Origin of the sequence: Pseudomonas sp. 18175, from assembly GCF_050432925.1 — a bacterium.
Taxonomy (GTDB): domain Bacteria; phylum Pseudomonadota; class Gammaproteobacteria; order Pseudomonadales; family Pseudomonadaceae; genus Aquipseudomonas.
Genome location: NZ_JBKFTO010000006.1, coordinates 25,020 through 43,235 on the forward strand (window position 1 = coordinate 25,020; position 18,216 = coordinate 43,235).

The following is an 18,216-nucleotide window of genomic DNA, read 5'->3' on the forward strand; positions in this document are numbered from 1 at the left end:
CATGCAAAAGATTCGTCGTGACGACGAGATCATCGTGATCGCCGGCAAAGACAAAGGTAAGCGCGGTAAGGTGCTTAAGGTTCTCGCTAATAACCGTCTGGTTATCGGCGGTCTGAACCTGGTTAAGCGTCATACCAAGCCTAACCCGATGTCGGGCGTGCAGGGCGGTATCGTCGAGAAAGAAGCTCCGCTGGATGCTTCTAACGTCGCCATCTTCAACGGCGAAACCAACAAGGCTGACCGCGTTGGTTTCAAAGTAGAAGACGGTAAGAAAATTCGTGTCTTCAAGTCGACCCAAAAAGCGGTTGATGCTTGAACACTGCTAGGTAGATTAGACCATGGCACGACTACAAGAGATTTACCGGAAGGAAATCGCCCCTAAGCTTAAGGAAGAACTTAAGCTTGGGAACGTGATGGAAGTTCCGCGCGTTACCAAAATCACCCTGAACATGGGTCTGGGCGAAGCGATCGGCGACAAAAAAGTCATCGAGCACGCTGTTGCTGACCTGGAAAAGATCACCGGCCAGAAAGTCGTTGTGACCTACGCTCGCAAATCCATCGCTGGCTTTAAAGTCCGTGAAGGTTGGCCGATCGGCGTCAAAGTGACCCTGCGCCGTGAGCGTATGTACGAGTTCCTGGATCGTCTGCTGTCGATCTCCCTGCCTCGGGTTCGCGACTTCCGCGGCCTGAATGCCAAGTCCTTCGATGGTCGTGGTAACTACAGCATGGGCGTGAAAGAGCAGATCATCTTCCCGGAAATCGACTACGACAAGATCGATGCTCTCCGCGGTCTGGACATCACCCTGACCACCACTGCCAAGAACGATGATGAAGGTCGCGCCCTGTTGCGTGCTTTCAAATTCCCGTTCCGCAACTGATTGGAGTAGGACCATGGCCAAGATGAGCATGAAAAACCGCGAGCTGAAGCGTCAGCTCACGGTTGCCAAGTACGCCAAGAAGCGTGCAGCACTGAAAGCAATCATCGTTGATCTGAACGCAAGTCCAGAAGCGCGTTGGGAAGCTACAGTTGCTCTGCAGAAGCAGCCACGTGACGCAAGCGCTTCGCGCATGCGTAACCGCTGCCGCCTGACCGGTCGTCCACACGGCGTTTACCGCAAGTTCGGCCTCGGCCGTAACAAACTGCGTGAAGCGGCAATGCGTGGTGACGTTCCAGGTCTGGTTAAAGCCAGCTGGTAAGTACTTTCAACGTCCAGGTGGTTGGAATCGCAAGATAACGACCACCGGTGACCTTGAATCTGGAACAAGCCCCTTTTGGGGCTTGTTTCATTTCCGGAGTGTGTCTAAAATACGCGGCTCGCCTGAGCCCGTGTTTTTTACCCGGAGATTCTCGGCGACATATGTAGCCGCAAGGCTAATTTTTTTGTATTAGGAGCGTCTAGCCCATGAGTATGCAGGACCCGTTAGCGGACATGCTAACTCGTATCCGTAATGCCCAGATGGCTGAAAAGTCCGTCGTAAGCATGCCATCTTCCAAGTTGAAGGTAGCTGTTGCCAAAGTCCTGAAAGACGAAGGCTACATTGCGGGTTATCAGATCAGCAGCGATGTAAAAGCTCTGCTGTCCATCGAGCTGAAGTACTTCGAAGGCCGTTCGGTCATCGAGGAAGTGAAGCGCGTTAGCCGTCCAGGCCTGCGTCAGTACAAGTCCGCTGAAGATCTGCCGAAAGTTCGTGGCGGTCTGGGCGTGTCTATCGTCTCCACCAACAAAGGTGTGATGACGGATCGTGCTGCGCGCGCTGCCGGTGTCGGCGGCGAAGTTCTTTGCACTGTGTTCTAAGGGGGGATAAGCATGTCTCGCGTCGCTAAGAACCCCGTTAAGCTGCCAGCCGGTGTCGAAGTCAAATTCGCAGGCCAACAGCTTTCGGTGAAGGGTGCCAAGGGTACTCTTGAACTGAACATCCATTCGTCCGTTGAGATCGTTGAAGAAGCTGGTGAGCTGCGTTTCGCTGCTCGCAATGGCGATCAACAAACTCGCGCAATGGCCGGTACCACGCGTGCGTTGGTAAACAACATGGTCCAAGGCGTAAGCCAAGGCTTCGAGCGTAAGCTCCAGCTGGTCGGTGTTGGTTACAAAGCGCAAGCAAAAGGCACGGTTTTGAACCTGGCCCTTGGCTTCTCGCACCCAGTGGATTACGAACTGCCGGAAGGCATCACCGCTGAGACCCCTAGCCAGACCGATATCCTGATCAAGGGCATCGATAAGCAGCTGGTAGGTCAAGTGGCCGCTGAGATCCGCGACTTCCGTCCACCAGAGCCGTACAAAGGCAAAGGTGTGCGCTACGCGGACGAAGTCGTCCGTCGTAAAGAAGCCAAGAAGAAGTAGGGCATAGCAAATGACCGACAAAAAAGTTACTCGACTGCGTCGCGCTCGCAAAGCACGCCTGAAAATGCACGAACTCGAAGTCGTGCGTCTCTGCGTGTTCCGCTCGTCGCAGCACATCTACGCCCAGGTCATCTCGGCCGACGGCAACAAAGTCCTGGCAAGCGCCTCGACTTTGGATAAAGAACTGCGTGATGGTGCCACTGGCAACATCGACGCGGCCACAAAGGTTGGCCAGCTGGTCGCTACGCGTGCTAAGGCCGCTGGCGTCTCGCAAGTGGCTTTCGACCGCTCTGGCTTCAAGTACCACGGTCGCGTGAAAGCGCTGGCTGATGCTGCTCGTGAAGCTGGGCTGGAGTTCTAAGTTATGTCAAATAACGACCAAAAGCGCGACGAAGGCTACATTGAGAAGCTGGTTCAAGTTAACCGCGTAGCCAAAACCGTTAAAGGCGGCCGTATCTTCACTTTCACCGCGTTGACCGTGGTTGGTGATGGTAAAGGCCGTGTTGGCTTCGGCCGTGGCAAGTCGCGTGAAGTGCCTGCTGCGATCCAGAAGGCAATGGAAGCTGCTCGCCGCAACATGATCCAAGTTGACCTGAACGGCACCACTCTGCAGTACGCTATGAAGTCCGCCCATGGCGCTTCGAAGGTGTACATGCAGCCTGCTTCTGAAGGTACCGGTATCATCGCTGGCGGCGCTATGCGTGCTGTCCTCGAAGTTGCTGGCGTTCAGAACGTTCTGGCCAAGTGCTACGGCTCGACTAACCCGGTAAACGTGGTTCACGCCACTTTCAAAGGTTTGAAAGCTATGCAATCTCCTGAGTCCATCGCTGCTAAGCGTGGTCTGACTATCAAGGAGATCTTCTGATCATGGCTACCGTTAAAGTAACGCTGATCAAAAGCATGACCGGCCGCATCCCTAACCACAAACTGTGCGTTAAAGGTTTGGGTCTGCGTCGCATCGGTCACACTGTAGAAGTCCTGGATACTCCCGAGAATCGTGGGATGATCAACAAGGCTTACTACATGCTGCGTGTAGAGGGTTAATCGATGAAACTCAATGATCTGAGTCCAGCGCCGGGTTCCCGTCGCGAAAAGCATCGTCCGGGCCGTGGTATCGGTAGCGGTTTGGGTAAGACTGGTGGCCGTGGCCACAAAGGTCAAACCTCCCGCTCCGGTGGCACCATTGCTCCAGGCTTTGAAGGCGGTCAACAGCCGCTGCATCGTCGCCTGCCTAAGTTCGGTTTCGTATCCCTGAAAGCCATGGATCGCGCAGAAGTGCGTCTGTCCGAGCTGGCTAAAGTGGAAGGCGACATCGTTACTGTGCAGACCCTGAAAGATGCCAACGTGATCAACGTCAACGTACAGCGTGTGAAAATCATGCTGTCCGGTGAAGTGACTCGCGCTGTCACTATCGGCAAGGGAATCGGCGCCACCAAAGGTGCGCGTTCGGCTATCGAAGCAGCTGGCGGCAAGTTCGAGGAATAAATGGCTAAGCAAGGTGCTCTCTCAGCGCTCGGCAAAGGCGGTATGTCTGAACTTTGGGCTCGTCTGCGTTTTCTGTTCCTGGCGATTATCGTCTACCGAATAGGCGCACACATCCCGGTTCCAGGTATCAACCCGGACCGACTCGCAGACCTGTTTCGACAGAATGAGGGGACCATTCTTAGCTTGTTCAACATGTTTTCCGGCGGCGCGCTGGAGCGGATGAGTATCTTTGCACTGGGGATCATGCCGTACATTTCGGCATCGATCATCATGCAGTTGATGACCGCCGTCAGCCCGCAGCTGGAGCAGTTGAAGAAGGAAGGTGAAGCTGGCCGTCGCAAGATTAGCCAGTACACCCGCTACGGCACTGTCATCCTCGCCCTGGTTCAAGCTATCGGCATGTCCGTTGGCCTGGCGGGGCAGGGTGTTGCGTTCACTGGTGACTTTGGCTTCCATTTCGTCGCGGTATCCACGTTTGTGGCTGGTGCGATGTTCATGATGTGGCTGGGTGAGCAGATTACTGAGCGCGGTGTTGGTAACGGTATCTCGATGTTGATTTTCGCAGGTATCGTCGCCGGTCTTCCGAGAGCAATCGGGCAGTCTTTCGAGTCTGCGCGTCAGGGTGATATCAATATCTTCGCCTTGGTTGCCATCGGTTTGCTGGCAGTAGCGATTATCGGTTTTGTGGTGTTCATTGAGCGTGGCCAGCGTCGTATTGCTGTTCACTACGCCAAGCGTCAGCAGGGCCGTAAGGTCTTCGCTGCGCAGACCAGCCACTTGCCGCTGAAAGTGAATATGGCCGGTGTTATCCCGGCAATTTTCGCGAGCAGCATTTTGCTGTTTCCGGCTTCGTTGGGTACCTGGTTTGGTCAGTCTGAAAATATGGGCTGGCTGCAGGACCTCTCTCAGTCGATCGCTCCTGGTCAGCCGTTGAATATTCTGCTGTTTAGTGCAGGGATTATTTTCTTCTGCTTCTTCTATACGGCGTTGATGTTCAATCCGAAAGACGTAGCGGAAAACCTGAAGAAGTCCGGTGCCTTTATTCCGGGCATCCGTCCAGGTGAGCAGTCTGCGCGCTACATTGATGGCGTTCTTACTCGTTTGACCCTGTTCGGTGCTCTATATATGACGGCCGTGTGCTTGCTGCCCCAGTTCCTGGTGGTTGCAGCAAACGTTCCGTTCTACCTTGGCGGGACCTCGTTGCTGATCGTCGTCGTGGTTGTGATGGACTTCATGTCCCAAGTACAATCGCACCTCGTTTCGCACCAGTACGAATCCCTGATGAAGAAAGCCAACCTGAAGGGCTACGGCAGCGGCATGTTGCGCTGAGTACCCATAAGGTTCGAGGAGTTGGTGATGAAAGTTCGTGCATCGGTGAAAAAGCTGTGCCGTAACTGCAAGATTATTCGCCGCGAAGGTGTTGTTCGAGTAATTTGCAGCGCGGAACCGCGTCACAAACAGCGCCAAGGCTGAGTGTGATCCGCTTGAAGCCCGGCAGCTAGTGCGCTGCCGGGTTGATTATTTGTTATTACAGCGATATTATCTCGCGCCCTATTTCTTGGCTTCCGGGGCGTAGGTAGCTGTCAATTGGAGTCCCACTGAATGGCCCGTATTGCAGGCGTTAACATTCCAGATAACAAGCACACTGTTATCTCGCTGACCTACATCTATGGTGTTGGTCGCACTACTGCGCAGAAGATTTGCGCAGTTGCTGGGGTAAACCCAGCCGCTAAGATCAAGGATCTGAGCGACGAGCAGATTGAACAGCTGCGTGGCGAAGTGGCGAAGTTCACCACTGAAGGTGACCTGCGTCGCGAAATCAACATGAAAATCAAGCGTTTGATGGACCTCGGTTGCTATCGCGGTCTGCGTCATCGTCGTGGTCTTCCAGTACGCGGTCAGCGTACCAAGACTAACGCGCGTACCCGTAAAGGTCCGCGTAAGCCGATCCGCAAGTAATCGCCCCAGCGAATCGACAGGAAAATTATCATGGCAAAACCTGCTGCTCGTCCTCGTAAAAAAGTTAAAAAGACAGTGGTTGATGGCATCGCCCACATCCATGCTTCTTTTAACAACACAATCGTGACCATCACCGACCGTCAAGGTAACGCGCTGTCTTGGGCTACCTCTGGTGGTTCGGGTTTCCGCGGTTCCCGCAAGTCCACCCCGTTCGCTGCTCAAGTAGCTGCTGAACGTGCTGGTCAAGCTGCGCTGGAATACGGCCTGAAAAACCTCGACGTTAACGTCAAAGGTCCAGGTCCAGGTCGTGAGTCTGCTGTCCGTGCTTTGAACGGCTGTGGCTATAAGATCGCCAGCATCACCGACGTGACGCCAATCCCGCACAACGGGTGCCGTCCGCCGAAGAAGCGCCGCGTGTAATCCAGGAGATTGTAAAGAATGGCTCGTTACATTGGTCCAAAATGCAAACTCGCTCGTCGCGAAGGCACCGATCTCTTCCTGAAGAGCGGCGTGCGCGCGATCGAATCGAAGTGCAACATTGAAGCAGCACCTGGTATCCACGGCCAACGCCGCGGTCGCCAGTCCGACTACGGCACCCAACTGCGTGAAAAGCAGAAGGTCCGTCGTATCTACGGCGTTCTCGAGCGTCAGTTCAGCGGCTACTACAAAGAAGCTGCTGGCAAGAAAGGTGCAACCGGTGAAAACCTGCTGCAACTGCTCGAATGCCGTCTGGACAACGTTGTATACCGTATGGGCTTTGGTTCGACTCGTGCCGAATCCCGTCAGCTGGTATCGCACAAGTCGATCAGCGTTAACGGTCAGACCGTAAACGTTCCGTCCTACCAGGTTCGTGCTGGTGACGTGGTCGCAGTTCGCGAGAAAGCAAAAAACCAACTTCGCATTGTCCAAGCTCTCGATCTGTGTGCCCAACGTGGCCGCGTAGAATGGGTAGAAGTAGACACTGAGAAGAAGTCGGGCGTTTTCAAGAACGTTCCTGCTCGCAGTGATCTGTCCGCCGACATCAACGAAAGCCTGATTGTCGAGCTCTACTCCAAGTAAGGGCTAGAAAATAGGTGCATCCATGCAGATTTCGGTAAATGAGTTCCTGACACCCCGCCACATTGATGTGCAGGTTGTCAGTCCAACCCGCGCCAAGATCACTCTCGAGCCTCTCGAGCGTGGTTTTGGCCACACCCTGGGCAACGCGCTGCGCCGCATCCTGTTGTCCTCAATGCCCGGCTGTGCAGTAGTCGAGGCCGAGATTGACGGTGTGCTCCACGAGTACAGCGCCATCGAAGGTGTACAGGAAGACGTAATTGAAATCCTGTTGAACCTTAAAGGTCTGGCTATCAAGCTGCACGGCCGTGACGAAGTTACGCTGACCTTGTCGAAGAAGGGTTCGGGGGTGGTTACCGCTGCCGATATTCAGCTGGATCATGATGTCGAGATCGTTAACCCCGATCACGTAATCGCTAACCTGGCGTCTAACGGCGCCCTGAACATGAAGCTCACCGTAGCTCGTGGTCGTGGTTATGAACCGGCCGACTCGCGTCAGAGCGATGAAGACGAAAGCCGCAGCATTGGTCGCTTGCAGCTTGACTCTTCGTTCAGCCCGGTTCGCCGTATCGCATACGTGGTGGAAAACGCCCGTGTCGAGCAGCGTACTAACCTGGACAAGCTGGTTATTGATCTGGAAACCAACGGTACTCTGGATCCTGAAGAGGCTATCCGCCGCGCTGCAACCATTCTGCAACAGCAGTTGGCTGCGTTCGTCGACCTCAAAGGTGACAGCGAACCAGTGGTAATCGAGCAGGAAGACGAGATCGATCCGATCCTGCTTCGCCCGGTTGACGATCTGGAACTGACTGTACGTTCGGCTAACTGCCTTAAGGCGGAAAACATTTACTACATCGGCGACCTGATTCAGCGTACCGAAGTAGAACTGTTGAAGACTCCGAACCTGGGCAAGAAATCCTTGACTGAAATCAAGGACGTTCTGGCCTCCCGCGGTCTGTCCCTCGGCATGCGCCTCGACAACTGGCCGCCTGCAAGTCTTAAGAAGGACGACAAGGCGACTGCCTGATCGTCGTAATCACCGAACGTGAGTTTGGTAAGGAATGAACCATGCGTCATCGTAAAAGTGGTCGTCACCTGAGCCGTACCAGCTCGCACCGCAAGGCCATGTTCCAAAACATGGCGGTGTCGCTGTTCGAGCACGAGCTGATCAAAACTACACTGCCGAAAGCTAAAGAACTGCGTCGCGTTGCTGAGCCGCTGATCACTTTGGCCAAGACAGACAGCCTGGCTAACCGCCGTTTGGCTTTCGACCGTACTCGTTCGAAAGCTATCGTTGGTAAGCTCTTCAACGACCTGGGCAAGCGTTACGCTACCCGTGAGGGTGGCTACCTGCGCATCCTCAAGTGCGGTTTCCGCGCTGGCGACAACGCGCCTATGGCGTACGTCGAGTTGGTTGATCGTGCTACTGCCGGCGAAGCTGTAAGCGCCGAGTAAGACGTCAGTCTGTAACGAAGAACCGGGCCTAGTGCCCGGTTTTTTGTGCGCGTAATAAAAGCGCGATTTGTACAAGCTTCCCCAGGTTGTGCTCGGCACTATGGACGTTGGAGTTGTTGGTAGTAATTTTCTATTGATGTCCGCAATTTAATGAATTTGTGGGTGTCATGTTGATGATCAATACTCTCCACCAAGCCGATTAGCCGGCAGTTCCAAGTCCGACCTGAGGAATATGCACATGAGCCAGAATAAAATCCTTACCACCGCAAGCGGTGCTCCCGTTGCGGACAACCAGAATTCCCGCTCCGCCGGCCCACGCGGCCCGTTGCTGCTCGACGATTTTCATCTGATCGAGAAGCTTGCTCACTTCAACCGTGAAAACATTCCCGAGCGTCGTGTGCACGCTAAAGGTTCGGGTGCCTACGGTACCTTTACCGTTACCCAAGACATTACCCAATACACCAGTGCCAAGCTGTTCGAGTCCGTTGGTAAGCAAACCCCGACATTCCTGCGCTTTTCCACTGTGGGCGGCGAGCGTGGCTCGGCAGATACCGAGCGCGACCCACGTGGCTTCGCCTTGAAGTTCTACACCGAGGAAGGCAACTGGGACATCGTGGGTAACAATACCCCCGTGTTCTTCATTCGCGACCCGCTGAAATTTCCTGACTTCATTCACACCCAGAAACGCTTGCCGCAAAGCAATCTGAAAAGCGCGCAGATGATGTGGGACTTCTGGTCGCACTCCCCAGAGGCATTGCACCAAGTCACCATTCTTTTTTCGGACCGTGGCATTCCTGATGGCTACCGCCACATGCATGGCTTCGGCAGCCATACTTACAGCCTGATCAACGCCAAGGGCGAGCGTCACTGGGTGAAGTGGCACTACAAGACCAAACAAGGCATCAAGAACTTGGCGCCGGCTGAGGCCGCACGCTTGGCAGGTACCGACCCGGATTACGCCCAACGCGATCTTTTCGGTGCGATCGAGCGCGGTGACTTCCCAAAATGGCGTGTTTGCATCCAGATCATGACCGAAGCGCAGGCAAACGCTCATTACGAGAACCCCTTCGACGTGACCAAGACCTGGTCGCAGAAAGAATTCCCGCTGATCGAAGTGGGTGAGTTGGAACTCAACCGAAACCCACAGAACTATTTCGCCGAAGTTGAGCAGGCTGCGTTCGGTCCAAGCAACATGGTTCCAGGCGTTGGCCTGTCGCCAGATCGCATGCTCCAAGGTCGTGTGTTTGCCTACGCAGATGCCCATCGCTATCGCGTCGGTACCAACCATCAGCAACTGCCGGTGAACGCCCCACGTAATGCTGTGAACAGCTACCAGCGTGATGGCTCGATGGCTTTCGGCAGCAATGGTGGCGCGGCGCCCAACTACGAACCCAACAGCTACTCGGATGCACCCAAGCAAGCGCCACAGTACGCAGAGCCTGCCCTGGCCCTTAGCGGTGCAGCTGACCGCTACGATCATCGTGAAGACACCGATTATTACAGCCACGCCGGTGCGCTGTTCCGCCTGATGAGTGATGAGCAGAAAGCTTTGCTCACCAGCAACATCGCCGGTGCAATGGGTGGGGTGTCCAGTGATGTGGTCCAGCGTCAGTTGCAGCACTTCTATAAGGCAGACCCTGCTTATGGAGAAGCGATCGCAAAGGCATTGGGTGTATCGCTTAACTGACTCTAAACGATAAGCAGAACCGCCCTCATTTGGGCGGTTTTTGCGTTATTTCAACTACTTTTCTCCGGAAATCTTCACTTTTCTGCCGTTGATCCCGTGACCTCCGAGTCATCATGGTTCAAACTACAGGCTTTCAAGCAGGGAGATGTAGGGCGATGCAAGGTCACCCCGACGTAATCGATTACCTCAACACGTTGCTGACGGGCGAACTGGCAGCTCGTGACCAATATTTCATCCATTCGCGTATGTACGAGGACTGGGGCTTTACCGAGCTCTATGAACGTATCAACCACGAAATGGAAGAAGAGGCACAGCACGCCGACGCTCTGATGCGCCGTATCCTGATGCTCGAAGGCACGCCACGTATGCGTCCCGACGACCTGGACACCGGTACTACAGTGCCTGAGATGCTCGCCAGCGACTTGCGGTTGGAATACAAGGTCCGTGCAGCACTCTGCAAGGGCATCGAGCTCTGCGAGAAGCACAACGACTATGTCACCCGCGAAATCTTGCGCGTGCAATTGAACGATACCGAAGAAGATCACACCTACTGGTTGGAAAAGCAGTTGGGCCTGATCAAGCTGGTCGGCCTGGAGAATTACCTGCAATCGCAGTTCTGATTCCCGGCTACAAAAAAGCCCCTGTCACCGAAAGGTGGCAGGGGCTTTTCATTGGGCCCGATAAAGTCAGGCCCGGTCGCGTTCCAGCAACGGTTTCAAGTAGTAACCGGTGTGGGACTGAGGCATTTCAGAGACCTGCTCCGGCGTCCCCACCGCAATGATCTGGCCACCTTTGGAACCGCCTTCCGGCCCCAGGTCCACCAGCCAGTCGGCAGTCTTGATCACATCCAGGTTGTGCTCGATCACCACCACGGTGTTGCCGTGGTCACGCAGCCTGTGCAACACGTCCAGCAGCTGCTGGATATCCGCAAAGTGCAGGCCTGTGGTCGGCTCATCAAGGATGTACAGGGTCTTGCCGGTGTCGCGCTTGGACAACTCACGCGACAGCTTCACCCGCTGCGCTTCACCACCAGACAGGGTGGTCGCCGATTGCCCCAGCTTGATATACGACAGGCCCACATCCATCAGCGTCTGCAGCTTACGCGCCAACGCCGGAACCGCGTCGAAGAACACCCGCGCCTCCTCAATGGTCATCTCCAAGGTTTCGTGGATGCTCTTGCCCTTGTACTTGATCTCCAGGGTTTCGCGGTTGTAGCGCTTGCTCTTGCACACATCGCAGGGCACGTAGATGTCGGGCAGGAAGTGCATCTCCACCTTGATCAAGCCATCGCCCTGGCAGGCTTCGCAGCGCCCGCCCTTGACGTTGAAAGAGAACCGCCCAGGCCCATAGCCCCGCGAGCGCGACTCTGGCACGCCAGCAAACAGTTCACGAATCGGCGTGAACAGCCCAGTATAGGTTGCCGGGTTGGAGCGCGGCGTACGACCAATCGGGCTCTGGTCGATATCGACCACTTTATCCAGATGTTCCAGCCCTTTGATGCTGTCGTGCGCTGCGGCTTCCAAGGTGGTTGCGCCGTTCAGAGCAGTGGCACTGAGTGGGAACAACGTGTTGTTGATCAGCGTCGATTTGCCCGAGCCGGAAACCCCGGTCACGCAAGTGAGCAGGCCGAGCGGAATTTCCAGGTCGACATTGCGCAGGTTGTTGCCACGCGCGCCCTTGAGGTGCAGCGCCAGCTTTTTGTTGCGCGGTGTGCGCTTGGCGGGGACTTCAATCTTCACGCGGCCGGACAGGTACTTGCCGGTCAAAGAATCCGGGTGGGCCATTACCTCGGCCGGCGTGCCCTCGGCAACGATATGCCCACCATGCACACCCGCACCCGGGCCGATATCGACCACGTAATCCGCCAGGCGGATCGCATCTTCATCGTGCTCGACCACGATCACGGTGTTGCCGATATCCCGCAGGTGTTTCAGCGTGCCCAATAGACGATCGTTGTCCCGCTGGTGCAGGCCAATCGACGGTTCATCGAGGATATACAGAACGCCCACAAGCCCCGCGCCAATCTGGCTGGCCAAGCGAATACGCTGCGCCTCACCGCCAGATAGCGTATCTGCGCTTCGGTCCAGCGACAGGTAATCCAGGCCAACATTGACCAGGAACTGCAGCCGCTCACGGATTTCCTTGAGGATCTTGTCGGCGATTTCCCCACGGCGCCCGGTCAGCTTGAGCACACCAAAGTACTCACAGGCATCGCCAATCGGCAGGTTGGTAACTGCCGGCAATGTCTTCTCGCCTACCCACACATGCCGTGCCTCACGGCGCAGGCGAGTGCCCCGGCAGTCCGGGCACGGTTGGGTGCTGAGGAATTTGGCCAACTCCTCACGCACGCTCGCCGATTCGGTCTCGCGGTAGCGGCGCTCCAGGTTTGGCACGATGCCTTCGAACGGGTGCGAGCGTTTGACGATATCGCCACGGTCGTTCAGGTACTTGAAGTCAACGTTCTGCGAGCCACTGCCATGCAGGATGACTTTTTGCTGGTCCGCCGGCAGTTGGTTGAACGGCACTTCCAGGCTGAACTTGTAGTGGGACGCCAACGACCCGAGCATCTGGAAGTAGTAAACGTTACGTCTGTCCCAGCCGCGTATCGCACCTTCCGCCAGTGTCAGCTCGCCATTGACCAGCCGCTTGATATCGAAGAACTGTTTAACCCCCAGGCCATCACAGGTCGGGCAAGCACCAGCGGGGTTGTTAAAGGAGAACAGCTTGGGCTCCAGCTCACTGATGGCATGGCCGCAGATCGGGCAAGCGAAGCGTGCGGAGAAGATGATTTCTTCCCCAGGCTCGTCGTCCATCGGCGCCACCAAGGCAATGCCGTCCGCCAGCTTCAAGGCGGTTTCGAAGGATTCCGCCAAGCGCTGTTGCAGGTCGGCACGCACTTTGAAGCGGTCGACCACCACATCAATGGAGTGCTTCTTCTGTTTGTCGAGTTTTGGCGCTTCATCCAGCTCATACAGCTTGCCGTTGATGCGTGCACGCACAAAACCTTGGGCGCGCAGCTCTTCGAAGACGGAAAGGTGCTCACCCTTGCGCTCGCGAATCACCGGCGCCAGCAGCATCAGCTTGGCGCCTTCCGGCTGGGCCAGCACCAGGTCGACCATCTGGCTGACGGTCTGGGCTTCCAGGGGAATATCGTGGTCCGGGCAGCGAGGAATGCCCACGCGTGCATAAAGCAGGCGCAGGTAGTCGTAGATTTCGGTGATGGTGCCCACGGTGGAACGCGGGTTGTGGGAGGTCGATTTCTGTTCGATGGAGATCGCCGGCGACAGGCCTTCAATGGTGTCGACGTCGGGCTTCTCCATCATCGACAGGAACTGGCGGGCATAGGCCGACAGCGATTCCACATAGCGACGCTGGCCTTCGGCATACAGCGTGTCGAACGCCAGGGACGATTTGCCGGAGCCGGACAAGCCGGTGATGACGATCAGCTTGTCCCGGGGCAGGGTCAGGTCGATGTTCTTCAGGTTGTGGGTTCTAGCCCCACGAATCAGGATCTTGTCCAAGATGGCCTCGCACGGCGGGCGTAAATAATGCCGGAGTATACGGCTAAAGACTGGATGAATATACACTGCCAAAGTGCCGGGTGCAGCCTTACATGAAAGCTGCGCGGCAAAGCGCCGCATATACCCTCTCAATCGATGGGACTGGTAGAATCGCCGCCGGTTCACACGAGGTTTTTCCATGCACGATCCCCACAGCGAACGCATGAGTAGCGGCGAGACCCGAGCGGCAAGCGGTCTGGCCCTGGTGTTCGCATTCCGTATGCTTGGCATGTTTATGGTGTTGCCGGTACTGGCGACCTATGGAATGGATCTCGCAGGAGCGACCCCCGCCCTGATCGGCCTGGCCATTGGCGCTTATGGCCTGACCCAGGCGATTTTCCAGATTCCGTTCGGGATCATTTCCGACCGCATTGGCCGCCGCCCGGTGATTTACCTCGGGTTGATCGTGTTTGCCCTCGGCAGTGTGCTCGCCGCTCAATCCGACTCGATCTGGGGTGTGATTGCTGGCCGCGTCCTACAGGGCGCCGGGGCGATTTCCGCCGCGGTCATGGCGTTGCTGTCAGACCTGACCCGTGAGCAGCACCGTACCAAAGCCATGGCCATGATCGGCATGACCATCGGCCTGTCGTTTGCCGTGGCCATGGTGGTCGGCCCCTTGCTCACCCGCGCGTTCGGCCTGCACGGGTTGTTCCTCGCCACCGGCGGCATGGCGTTGTTTGGCATCGTGATCGTGGCCTTCATGGTGCCGCGCTCCACCGGCACGTTGCAGCACCGTGAGTCGGGCGTTGCGCGCAAGGCCTTGTTGCCGACGCTCAAGCACCCGGACCTGCTGCGCCTGGATTTAGGTATCTTCGTATTGCACGCGATGCTGATGTGCAGCTTCGTCGCCTTGCCCCTGGCGCTGGTGGAAAAAGCCGGGCTGCCCAAGGAGCAGCACTGGTGGGTCTACCTCACTGCGCTGCTGATTTCGTTCTTCGCCATGATCCCGTTCATCATCTATGGCGAGAAGAAACGCAAAATGAAACAGGTTTTGCTCGGCGCCGTCGCGACGCTGATGCTCACTGAGCTATTCTTCTGGCAGTTCGGCGACAGCCTACGGGCGCTGGTAATCGGCACGGTGGTGTTCTTCACCGCGTTCAACCTGCTGGAAGCCTCGTTGCCGTCGCTGATCAGTAAAGTTTCACCGGCCGGTGGCAAGGGCACGGCAATGGGGGTGTATTCCACCAGCCAGTTCCTGGGGTCTGCACTGGGTGGCATCATGGGTGGCTGGATGTTCCAGCATGGCGGTTTGTCGGTTGTGTTCCTCGGATGCGCCGGCCTTGCTGCACTTTGGTTGGCCTTTGCTGTTACCATGCGCGAACCTCCATACGTCACAAGCCTGCGCCTGCCGTTGTCGCCCGAAGCAATTCGTGAAGCCGGCCTGGTAGAGCGCCTTAAGGCCGTTGTTGGGGTAACAGATGCGGTAGTGATCGCCGAAGAAGCCGCCATCTACATCAAATTGGACACCGAATTATTGGATCGCGCGACGCTTGAGCAACTGGTCAACCCAGTGCCGACAGCGCGCCCAGCCTAGGAGAACGTTATGGCCCGTGGGGTTAACAAAGTCATATTGGTCGGTACATGCGGCCAGGATCCCGAAGTTCGCTACTTGCCTAACGGTAACGCCGTGACCAACCTGAGTCTGGCGACCAGCGAACAGTGGACCGACAAGCAAACCGGCCAGAAGGTCGAGAAAACCGAATGGCACCGTGTGTCGATGTTCGGCAAGGTCGCCGAGATCGCCGGTGAATACCTGCGTAAAGGTTCGCAGGTCTACATCGAAGGCAAGCTGCAAACCCGCGAGTGGGAAAAAGACGGCATCAAGCGTTACACCACTGAAATCGTGGTCGACATGCAAGGCACCATGCAACTGCTGGGCGGCCGTCCACAGGGCGACCAACAGGGCCAGGGCGGCATGTCCAACTCGGCACCGCGTCCACAGCAGTCGCGTCCACAGCCAAGCCAGCAGCCACAGCGTGAGTCGCGCCCAGCGCCACAGCAGGCCGCTCCGCAACCGGCTCCGGATTTCGACAGCTTTGATGACGATATCCCGTTCTAAGGTCTAAGGCCTGGAACGAGCAAACCCCCGATGGCCCTGGCCACGGGGGTTTTTTATTGCCTGCCATTCCTGGCGTTTGTTCTCCTGGCCCATAGGATTTAGGCTGTGGCCCACCTTAAACAGGAAGGAGCGCCGCAATGACCTGGTCTGCCAAGCAATACACGATGTTCGAGCAACAGCGCACGCGCCCCGTGCGTGACTTGGTTGCGGCTATCCCGAGTTCCGAGGTACGCACCGCGGTCGACCTGGGTTGCGGCCCCGGTAATTCCACCCAAGTGCTGGCCGAACGCTTCCCGCAGGCGCATGTCACCGGCATGGACAGCTCCGACGACATGCTGGTCGACGCCCGCAAACGCCTGCCAGCGCTGAACTTTGAGCTGGCGGATATCGGTGCGTGGATCCCCGCGCAAGCCTTCGACGTGATTCTGGCCAACGCGTCCCTGCAATGGCTGCCAGACCACGCCACGCTCTATCCGCACCTGGTCAACCAACTGACGCCTGGCGGCACGCTGGCGGTGCAAACGCCGGACAACCTCGATGAACCCGCCCACCGACTCGCCCGCGAAGTCGCGGCCGATGGCCCGTGGGCGGCCAAGATCGGTTCGGTCAAACACAACGAGCGCCACACCGCGAGCTACTACTACGAACTGCTGAGCAAGCATTGCAGCACCGTTGATGTATGGCGCACCACGTACCTGCACCCATTGGTAGACCATGCTGCGGTGGTGGAATGGTTCAAGGCATCCGCGCTTAGACCATTCCTCGCACCTTTGACCGATAGCGAAAAAGCGGCCTTCCTACAGGATTACCAAACGCGGATTACCCAGGCTTACCCAGCCCTGGGCGATGGCACTGTGTTGCTGCCCTTCCCGCGCCTGTTCATCATCGCTACCCGCTGACGTGGCAAGCGCAGGTGGCGGTTATGCCGCCGCCGCTTGCGCCTTCAAGTACTCATCCGCCGACACCACGCCCGCATACCCAAAGGCCAGCGAAGCCATGTAAGCCCCGTGGACCTGCGCCGCTGGAATCACCTGCCCGTTGAACTCCAGGTCGCGAGTGGCGCACGCGTCATGGATCACCGTAACGGTATAGCCAAAGTCCGCCGCCGCGCGTACTACGCCGTCGATGCACATATGGCTCATGCTGCCGACCACCACCAGTTCCGTGATGCTGCGTTGTTCCAGCAGGGCGCGCAGGTTGGTTTCGCGAAACGCATTCACGAAGTGTTTGAGCACCACCGGTTCATTACCTTCGTTCAATACCTTGCCATGCAGGTGTGCACCCTCGGAGCCCGGGGTGAAGAACGGCGCGTCCTCGGAGGTGAACTCGTGGCGCACGTGAATCACCGCATCCCCGGCTTGGCGAAACGCTTGCAGCACCTGCGCGGCTTTGTCAGCTGCGGCTTCCACGCCGTCAAGTGGCCACTTGCCCTGGGGGAAGTAGTCGTTCTGGATATCGATTAGGATGAGCGCTTGCTTGGCCATGGGTAGTGCCTCGTGATGGGTTGATGGGGCCCAGTATCTTAGCTGGCGCCAAGACCTGGGATTGGCTGCACCGACAATAACAGGGGGAAAACTGACAATGGTCGTTGTTGAGCTGGGTGTGTTGATTTACCAAGGCGCGCAACTGGCGGCCGTGCATGGCCTGACCGACCTGTTTGGCGTGGCCAACCGGATCGCCGCCGAGCATCAGTCCGCGCAACTGCCATTGCTGCGGGTCAGTCATTGGCAGGTGGATGCCGCCGGCAAGCCGGCAAAGGTATTCGACAGCCATCCCGGCCCCGATCAACCGATGATGGCGGTACTGGTGCCGCCCTCGATTGGTGAGTTCACCGAAGAACAGGCGCCGCCCGCGCTGCTGGAATGGATGCGCCAGCAGCATGCGGCCGGCACGGTGCTCGGCGGCGTGTGCATCGGCTCGATCATGCTGGCGCGCAGTGGTCTGCTGGATGGGCGCAGCGCCACCACCCATTGGTCGTCCGCCCAGTCATTCGCCACCCGTTATCCGGCGGTGCGTCTTGAAGCCGATAAACCCATCGTCGATGACGGCGACCTGATCACCACCGCCGGCCTGATGGCTTGGTCCGAACTGGGCCTGCGCCTGGTAGACCGCCTGATGGGGCCCAGCATCGCTGCCGATACTGCGCGTTTCCTGGTGATAGAACACAGCGACAGTGCCAGCCAGTGCGGCAGTAACTTCGCACCGATCCTTGGCCACGGCGATGGCGCGATCCTCAAGGTCCAGCACTGGTTGCAGGCCAGCGGCGCGGTGGATGTGTCCGTCGCGGCCATGGCCCAAGAGGCGGGCCTGGAGGAGCGCACGTTCCTGCGGCGTTTTCGCAATGCGACAGGGTTGAAACCGACCGAATACTGCCAGCACCTGCGCGTGGGCAAGGCGCGGCAAATGCTCGAATTCACCAACGGCACCATCGACCATATCGCCTGGACCGTGGGCTATCAGGACCCCAGCGCCTTCCGCGCCACGTTCAAAAAAATCACCGGGCTGGCCCCCAGCGATTACCGCAGCCGATTTGGGGTGTAAGTCGTGCAGAACGCCGCCGACCAACGGTAGCTTCGTGCAGAATAAAACAGGCCAAGTGCTATCGGTTTCTGA

24 protein-coding genes are annotated in these 18,216 nt (G+C 57.2%); 22 read left to right on the plus strand and 2 right to left on the minus strand.

The features are described from left to right. The first annotated feature begins 1 nt into the window (after position 1). From rplX to bfr, 18 genes are all read left to right on the plus strand, one after another. Positions 2–316, plus strand: a complete 315-nt coding sequence (rplX, locus tag ACLD1Y_RS09850; RefSeq protein WP_003176416.1) for a 50S ribosomal protein L24 — start codon at positions 2–4, stop codon at positions 314–316. A 22-nt stretch (positions 317–338) separates the two neighbouring features. Beyond that, the gene (rplE, locus tag ACLD1Y_RS09855; protein WP_003194642.1) at positions 339–878 is read left to right on the plus strand and encodes a 50S ribosomal protein L5; all 540 of its coding nucleotides are present in this window, start codon (positions 339–341) and stop codon (positions 876–878) included. A gap of 13 nt (positions 879–891) precedes the next feature. Beyond that, positions 892–1,197, plus strand: a complete 306-nt coding sequence (gene rpsN / locus ACLD1Y_RS09860) for a 30S ribosomal protein S14 (RefSeq protein ID WP_003176414.1) — start codon at positions 892–894, stop codon at positions 1,195–1,197. A 206-nt stretch (positions 1,198–1,403) separates the two neighbouring features. Continuing rightward, on the plus strand, positions 1,404–1,796 hold the full coding sequence (gene rpsH, locus ACLD1Y_RS09865) for a 30S ribosomal protein S8 (RefSeq protein WP_010206883.1): 393 nt from the start codon (positions 1,404–1,406) through the stop codon (positions 1,794–1,796). 12 nt (positions 1,797–1,808) lie between these two features. Further along, complete coding sequence (gene rplF / locus ACLD1Y_RS09870; protein ID WP_003176412.1) at positions 1,809–2,342, plus strand: 50S ribosomal protein L6; 534 nt, start codon at positions 1,809–1,811, stop codon at positions 2,340–2,342. 10 nt (positions 2,343–2,352) lie between these two features. Further along, positions 2,353–2,703 (plus strand): 50S ribosomal protein L18, encoded by a 351-nt coding sequence (rplR, locus tag ACLD1Y_RS09875; RefSeq protein WP_003186037.1) that lies wholly within the window; start codon positions 2,353–2,355, stop codon positions 2,701–2,703. Between the two features lie 3 nt (positions 2,704–2,706). Next, the gene (rpsE, locus tag ACLD1Y_RS09880; RefSeq protein WP_429477650.1) at positions 2,707–3,207 is read left to right on the plus strand and encodes a 30S ribosomal protein S5; all 501 of its coding nucleotides are present in this window, start codon (positions 2,707–2,709) and stop codon (positions 3,205–3,207) included. A 2-nt stretch (positions 3,208–3,209) separates the two neighbouring features. Continuing rightward, positions 3,210–3,386, plus strand: coding sequence for a 50S ribosomal protein L30 (gene rpmD / locus ACLD1Y_RS09885; protein ID WP_003186033.1), 177 nt, complete (start codon positions 3,210–3,212; stop codon positions 3,384–3,386). A gap of 3 nt (positions 3,387–3,389) precedes the next feature. Next, entirely contained in the window at positions 3,390–3,827 is a 438-nt protein-coding gene (gene rplO, locus ACLD1Y_RS09890; RefSeq protein ID WP_003176407.1) for a 50S ribosomal protein L15, read from the plus strand. Continuing rightward, positions 3,828–5,156, plus strand: a complete 1,329-nt coding sequence (gene secY / locus ACLD1Y_RS09895; RefSeq protein WP_003176406.1) for a preprotein translocase subunit SecY — start codon at positions 3,828–3,830, stop codon at positions 5,154–5,156. A gap of 27 nt (positions 5,157–5,183) precedes the next feature. Further along, positions 5,184–5,300, plus strand: a complete 117-nt coding sequence (rpmJ, locus tag ACLD1Y_RS09900; RefSeq protein ID WP_002555468.1) for a 50S ribosomal protein L36 — start codon at positions 5,184–5,186, stop codon at positions 5,298–5,300. A 129-nt stretch (positions 5,301–5,429) separates the two neighbouring features. Then, positions 5,430–5,786, plus strand: a complete 357-nt coding sequence (gene rpsM, locus ACLD1Y_RS09905) for a 30S ribosomal protein S13 (RefSeq protein WP_003194635.1) — start codon at positions 5,430–5,432, stop codon at positions 5,784–5,786. A gap of 30 nt (positions 5,787–5,816) precedes the next feature. Then, complete coding sequence (gene rpsK, locus ACLD1Y_RS09910) at positions 5,817–6,206, plus strand: 30S ribosomal protein S11 (protein ID WP_002555466.1); 390 nt, start codon at positions 5,817–5,819, stop codon at positions 6,204–6,206. An 18-nt stretch (positions 6,207–6,224) separates the two neighbouring features. Then, entirely contained in the window at positions 6,225–6,845 is a 621-nt protein-coding gene (rpsD, locus tag ACLD1Y_RS09915; protein WP_003176404.1) for a 30S ribosomal protein S4, read from the plus strand. A gap of 22 nt (positions 6,846–6,867) precedes the next feature. Further along, the gene (locus tag ACLD1Y_RS09920; protein ID WP_003176403.1) at positions 6,868–7,869 is read left to right on the plus strand and encodes a DNA-directed RNA polymerase subunit alpha; all 1,002 of its coding nucleotides are present in this window, start codon (positions 6,868–6,870) and stop codon (positions 7,867–7,869) included. Positions 7,870–7,910: 41 nt separating this feature from the next. Beyond that, on the plus strand, positions 7,911–8,297 hold the full coding sequence (gene rplQ / locus ACLD1Y_RS09925) for a 50S ribosomal protein L17 (protein WP_003176402.1): 387 nt from the start codon (positions 7,911–7,913) through the stop codon (positions 8,295–8,297). A gap of 238 nt (positions 8,298–8,535) precedes the next feature. Then, positions 8,536–9,984 carry a catalase gene (locus tag ACLD1Y_RS09930; protein ID WP_429477655.1) on the plus strand — a complete coding sequence of 483 codons (1,449 nt, stop codon included), beginning with the start codon at positions 8,536–8,538 and terminating at the stop codon, positions 9,982–9,984. Positions 9,985–10,139: 155 nt separating this feature from the next. Next, complete coding sequence (gene bfr, locus ACLD1Y_RS09935; protein WP_017736661.1) at positions 10,140–10,604, plus strand: bacterioferritin; 465 nt, start codon at positions 10,140–10,142, stop codon at positions 10,602–10,604. Positions 10,605–10,670: 66 nt separating this feature from the next. Here the strand turns inward: bfr and uvrA are convergent, their stop codons facing one another. Next, the gene (gene uvrA, locus ACLD1Y_RS09940) at positions 10,671–13,505 is read right to left on the minus strand and encodes an excinuclease ABC subunit UvrA (protein ID WP_429477657.1); all 2,835 of its coding nucleotides are present in this window, start codon (positions 13,503–13,505) and stop codon (positions 10,671–10,673) included. A 178-nt stretch (positions 13,506–13,683) separates the two neighbouring features. On the opposite strand from uvrA, the gene ACLD1Y_RS09945 reads away from it, so the two are divergent. From ACLD1Y_RS09945 to tam, 3 genes are all read left to right on the plus strand, one after another. Beyond that, positions 13,684–15,078, plus strand: a complete 1,395-nt coding sequence (locus ACLD1Y_RS09945) for an MFS transporter (RefSeq protein ID WP_178924243.1) — start codon at positions 13,684–13,686, stop codon at positions 15,076–15,078. Between the two features lie 9 nt (positions 15,079–15,087). Beyond that, positions 15,088–15,603, plus strand: coding sequence for a single-stranded DNA-binding protein (locus ACLD1Y_RS09950; RefSeq protein ID WP_003232445.1), 516 nt, complete (start codon positions 15,088–15,090; stop codon positions 15,601–15,603). Positions 15,604–15,740: 137 nt separating this feature from the next. Continuing rightward, positions 15,741–16,502, plus strand: a complete 762-nt coding sequence (gene tam / locus ACLD1Y_RS09955; RefSeq protein WP_429477659.1) for a trans-aconitate 2-methyltransferase — start codon at positions 15,741–15,743, stop codon at positions 16,500–16,502. Positions 16,503–16,523: 21 nt separating this feature from the next. Here the strand turns inward: tam and ACLD1Y_RS09960 are convergent, their stop codons facing one another. Further along, a complete protein-coding gene (locus tag ACLD1Y_RS09960; protein WP_429477661.1) occupies positions 16,524–17,087 on the minus strand; it encodes a cysteine hydrolase family protein in 564 nt (187 codons plus the stop codon). A 97-nt stretch (positions 17,088–17,184) separates the two neighbouring features. Between ACLD1Y_RS09960 and ACLD1Y_RS09965 the strand changes: the two genes are divergently transcribed. Then, positions 17,185–18,144 (plus strand): GlxA family transcriptional regulator, encoded by a 960-nt coding sequence (locus ACLD1Y_RS09965; protein WP_429477662.1) that lies wholly within the window; start codon positions 17,185–17,187, stop codon positions 18,142–18,144. Positions 18,145–18,216: the final 72 nt, after the last annotated feature.

Excerpts from the sequence above, each read along its gene's own strand:
- rplX (WP_003176416.1), top strand. The coding sequence starts at position 2 with ATGCAAAAGATTCGTCGTGACGACGAGATCATCGTGATCGCCGGCAAA.
- rplE (WP_003194642.1), top strand. The coding sequence starts at position 339 with ATGGCACGACTACAAGAGATTTACCGGAAGGAAATCGCCCCTAAGCTT.
- rpsN (WP_003176414.1), top strand. The coding sequence starts at position 892 with ATGGCCAAGATGAGCATGAAAAACCGCGAGCTGAAGCGTCAGCTCACG.
- rpsH (WP_010206883.1), top strand. The coding sequence starts at position 1,404 with ATGAGTATGCAGGACCCGTTAGCGGACATGCTAACTCGTATCCGTAAT.
- rplF (WP_003176412.1), top strand. The coding sequence starts at position 1,809 with ATGTCTCGCGTCGCTAAGAACCCCGTTAAGCTGCCAGCCGGTGTCGAA.
- rplR (WP_003186037.1), top strand. The coding sequence starts at position 2,353 with ATGACCGACAAAAAAGTTACTCGACTGCGTCGCGCTCGCAAAGCACGC.
- rpsE (WP_429477650.1), top strand. The coding sequence starts at position 2,707 with ATGTCAAATAACGACCAAAAGCGCGACGAAGGCTACATTGAGAAGCTG.
- rpmD (WP_003186033.1), top strand. The coding sequence starts at position 3,210 with ATGGCTACCGTTAAAGTAACGCTGATCAAAAGCATGACCGGCCGCATC.
- rplO (WP_003176407.1), top strand. The coding sequence starts at position 3,390 with ATGAAACTCAATGATCTGAGTCCAGCGCCGGGTTCCCGTCGCGAAAAG.
- secY (WP_003176406.1), top strand. The coding sequence starts at position 3,828 with ATGGCTAAGCAAGGTGCTCTCTCAGCGCTCGGCAAAGGCGGTATGTCT.
- rpmJ (WP_002555468.1), top strand. The coding sequence starts at position 5,184 with ATGAAAGTTCGTGCATCGGTGAAAAAGCTGTGCCGTAACTGCAAGATT.
- rpsM (WP_003194635.1), top strand. The coding sequence starts at position 5,430 with ATGGCCCGTATTGCAGGCGTTAACATTCCAGATAACAAGCACACTGTT.
- rpsK (WP_002555466.1), top strand. The coding sequence starts at position 5,817 with ATGGCAAAACCTGCTGCTCGTCCTCGTAAAAAAGTTAAAAAGACAGTG.
- rpsD (WP_003176404.1), top strand. The coding sequence starts at position 6,225 with ATGGCTCGTTACATTGGTCCAAAATGCAAACTCGCTCGTCGCGAAGGC.
- ACLD1Y_RS09920 (WP_003176403.1), top strand. The coding sequence starts at position 6,868 with ATGCAGATTTCGGTAAATGAGTTCCTGACACCCCGCCACATTGATGTG.
- rplQ (WP_003176402.1), top strand. The coding sequence starts at position 7,911 with ATGCGTCATCGTAAAAGTGGTCGTCACCTGAGCCGTACCAGCTCGCAC.
- ACLD1Y_RS09930 (WP_429477655.1), top strand. The coding sequence starts at position 8,536 with ATGAGCCAGAATAAAATCCTTACCACCGCAAGCGGTGCTCCCGTTGCG.
- bfr (WP_017736661.1), top strand. The coding sequence starts at position 10,140 with ATGCAAGGTCACCCCGACGTAATCGATTACCTCAACACGTTGCTGACG.
- ACLD1Y_RS09945 (WP_178924243.1), top strand. The coding sequence starts at position 13,684 with ATGCACGATCCCCACAGCGAACGCATGAGTAGCGGCGAGACCCGAGCG.
- ACLD1Y_RS09950 (WP_003232445.1), top strand. The coding sequence starts at position 15,088 with ATGGCCCGTGGGGTTAACAAAGTCATATTGGTCGGTACATGCGGCCAG.
- tam (WP_429477659.1), top strand. The coding sequence starts at position 15,741 with ATGACCTGGTCTGCCAAGCAATACACGATGTTCGAGCAACAGCGCACG.
- ACLD1Y_RS09960 (WP_429477661.1), bottom strand. The coding sequence starts at position 17,087 with ATGGCCAAGCAAGCGCTCATCCTAATCGATATCCAGAACGACTACTTC.
- ACLD1Y_RS09965 (WP_429477662.1), top strand. The coding sequence starts at position 17,185 with ATGGTCGTTGTTGAGCTGGGTGTGTTGATTTACCAAGGCGCGCAACTG.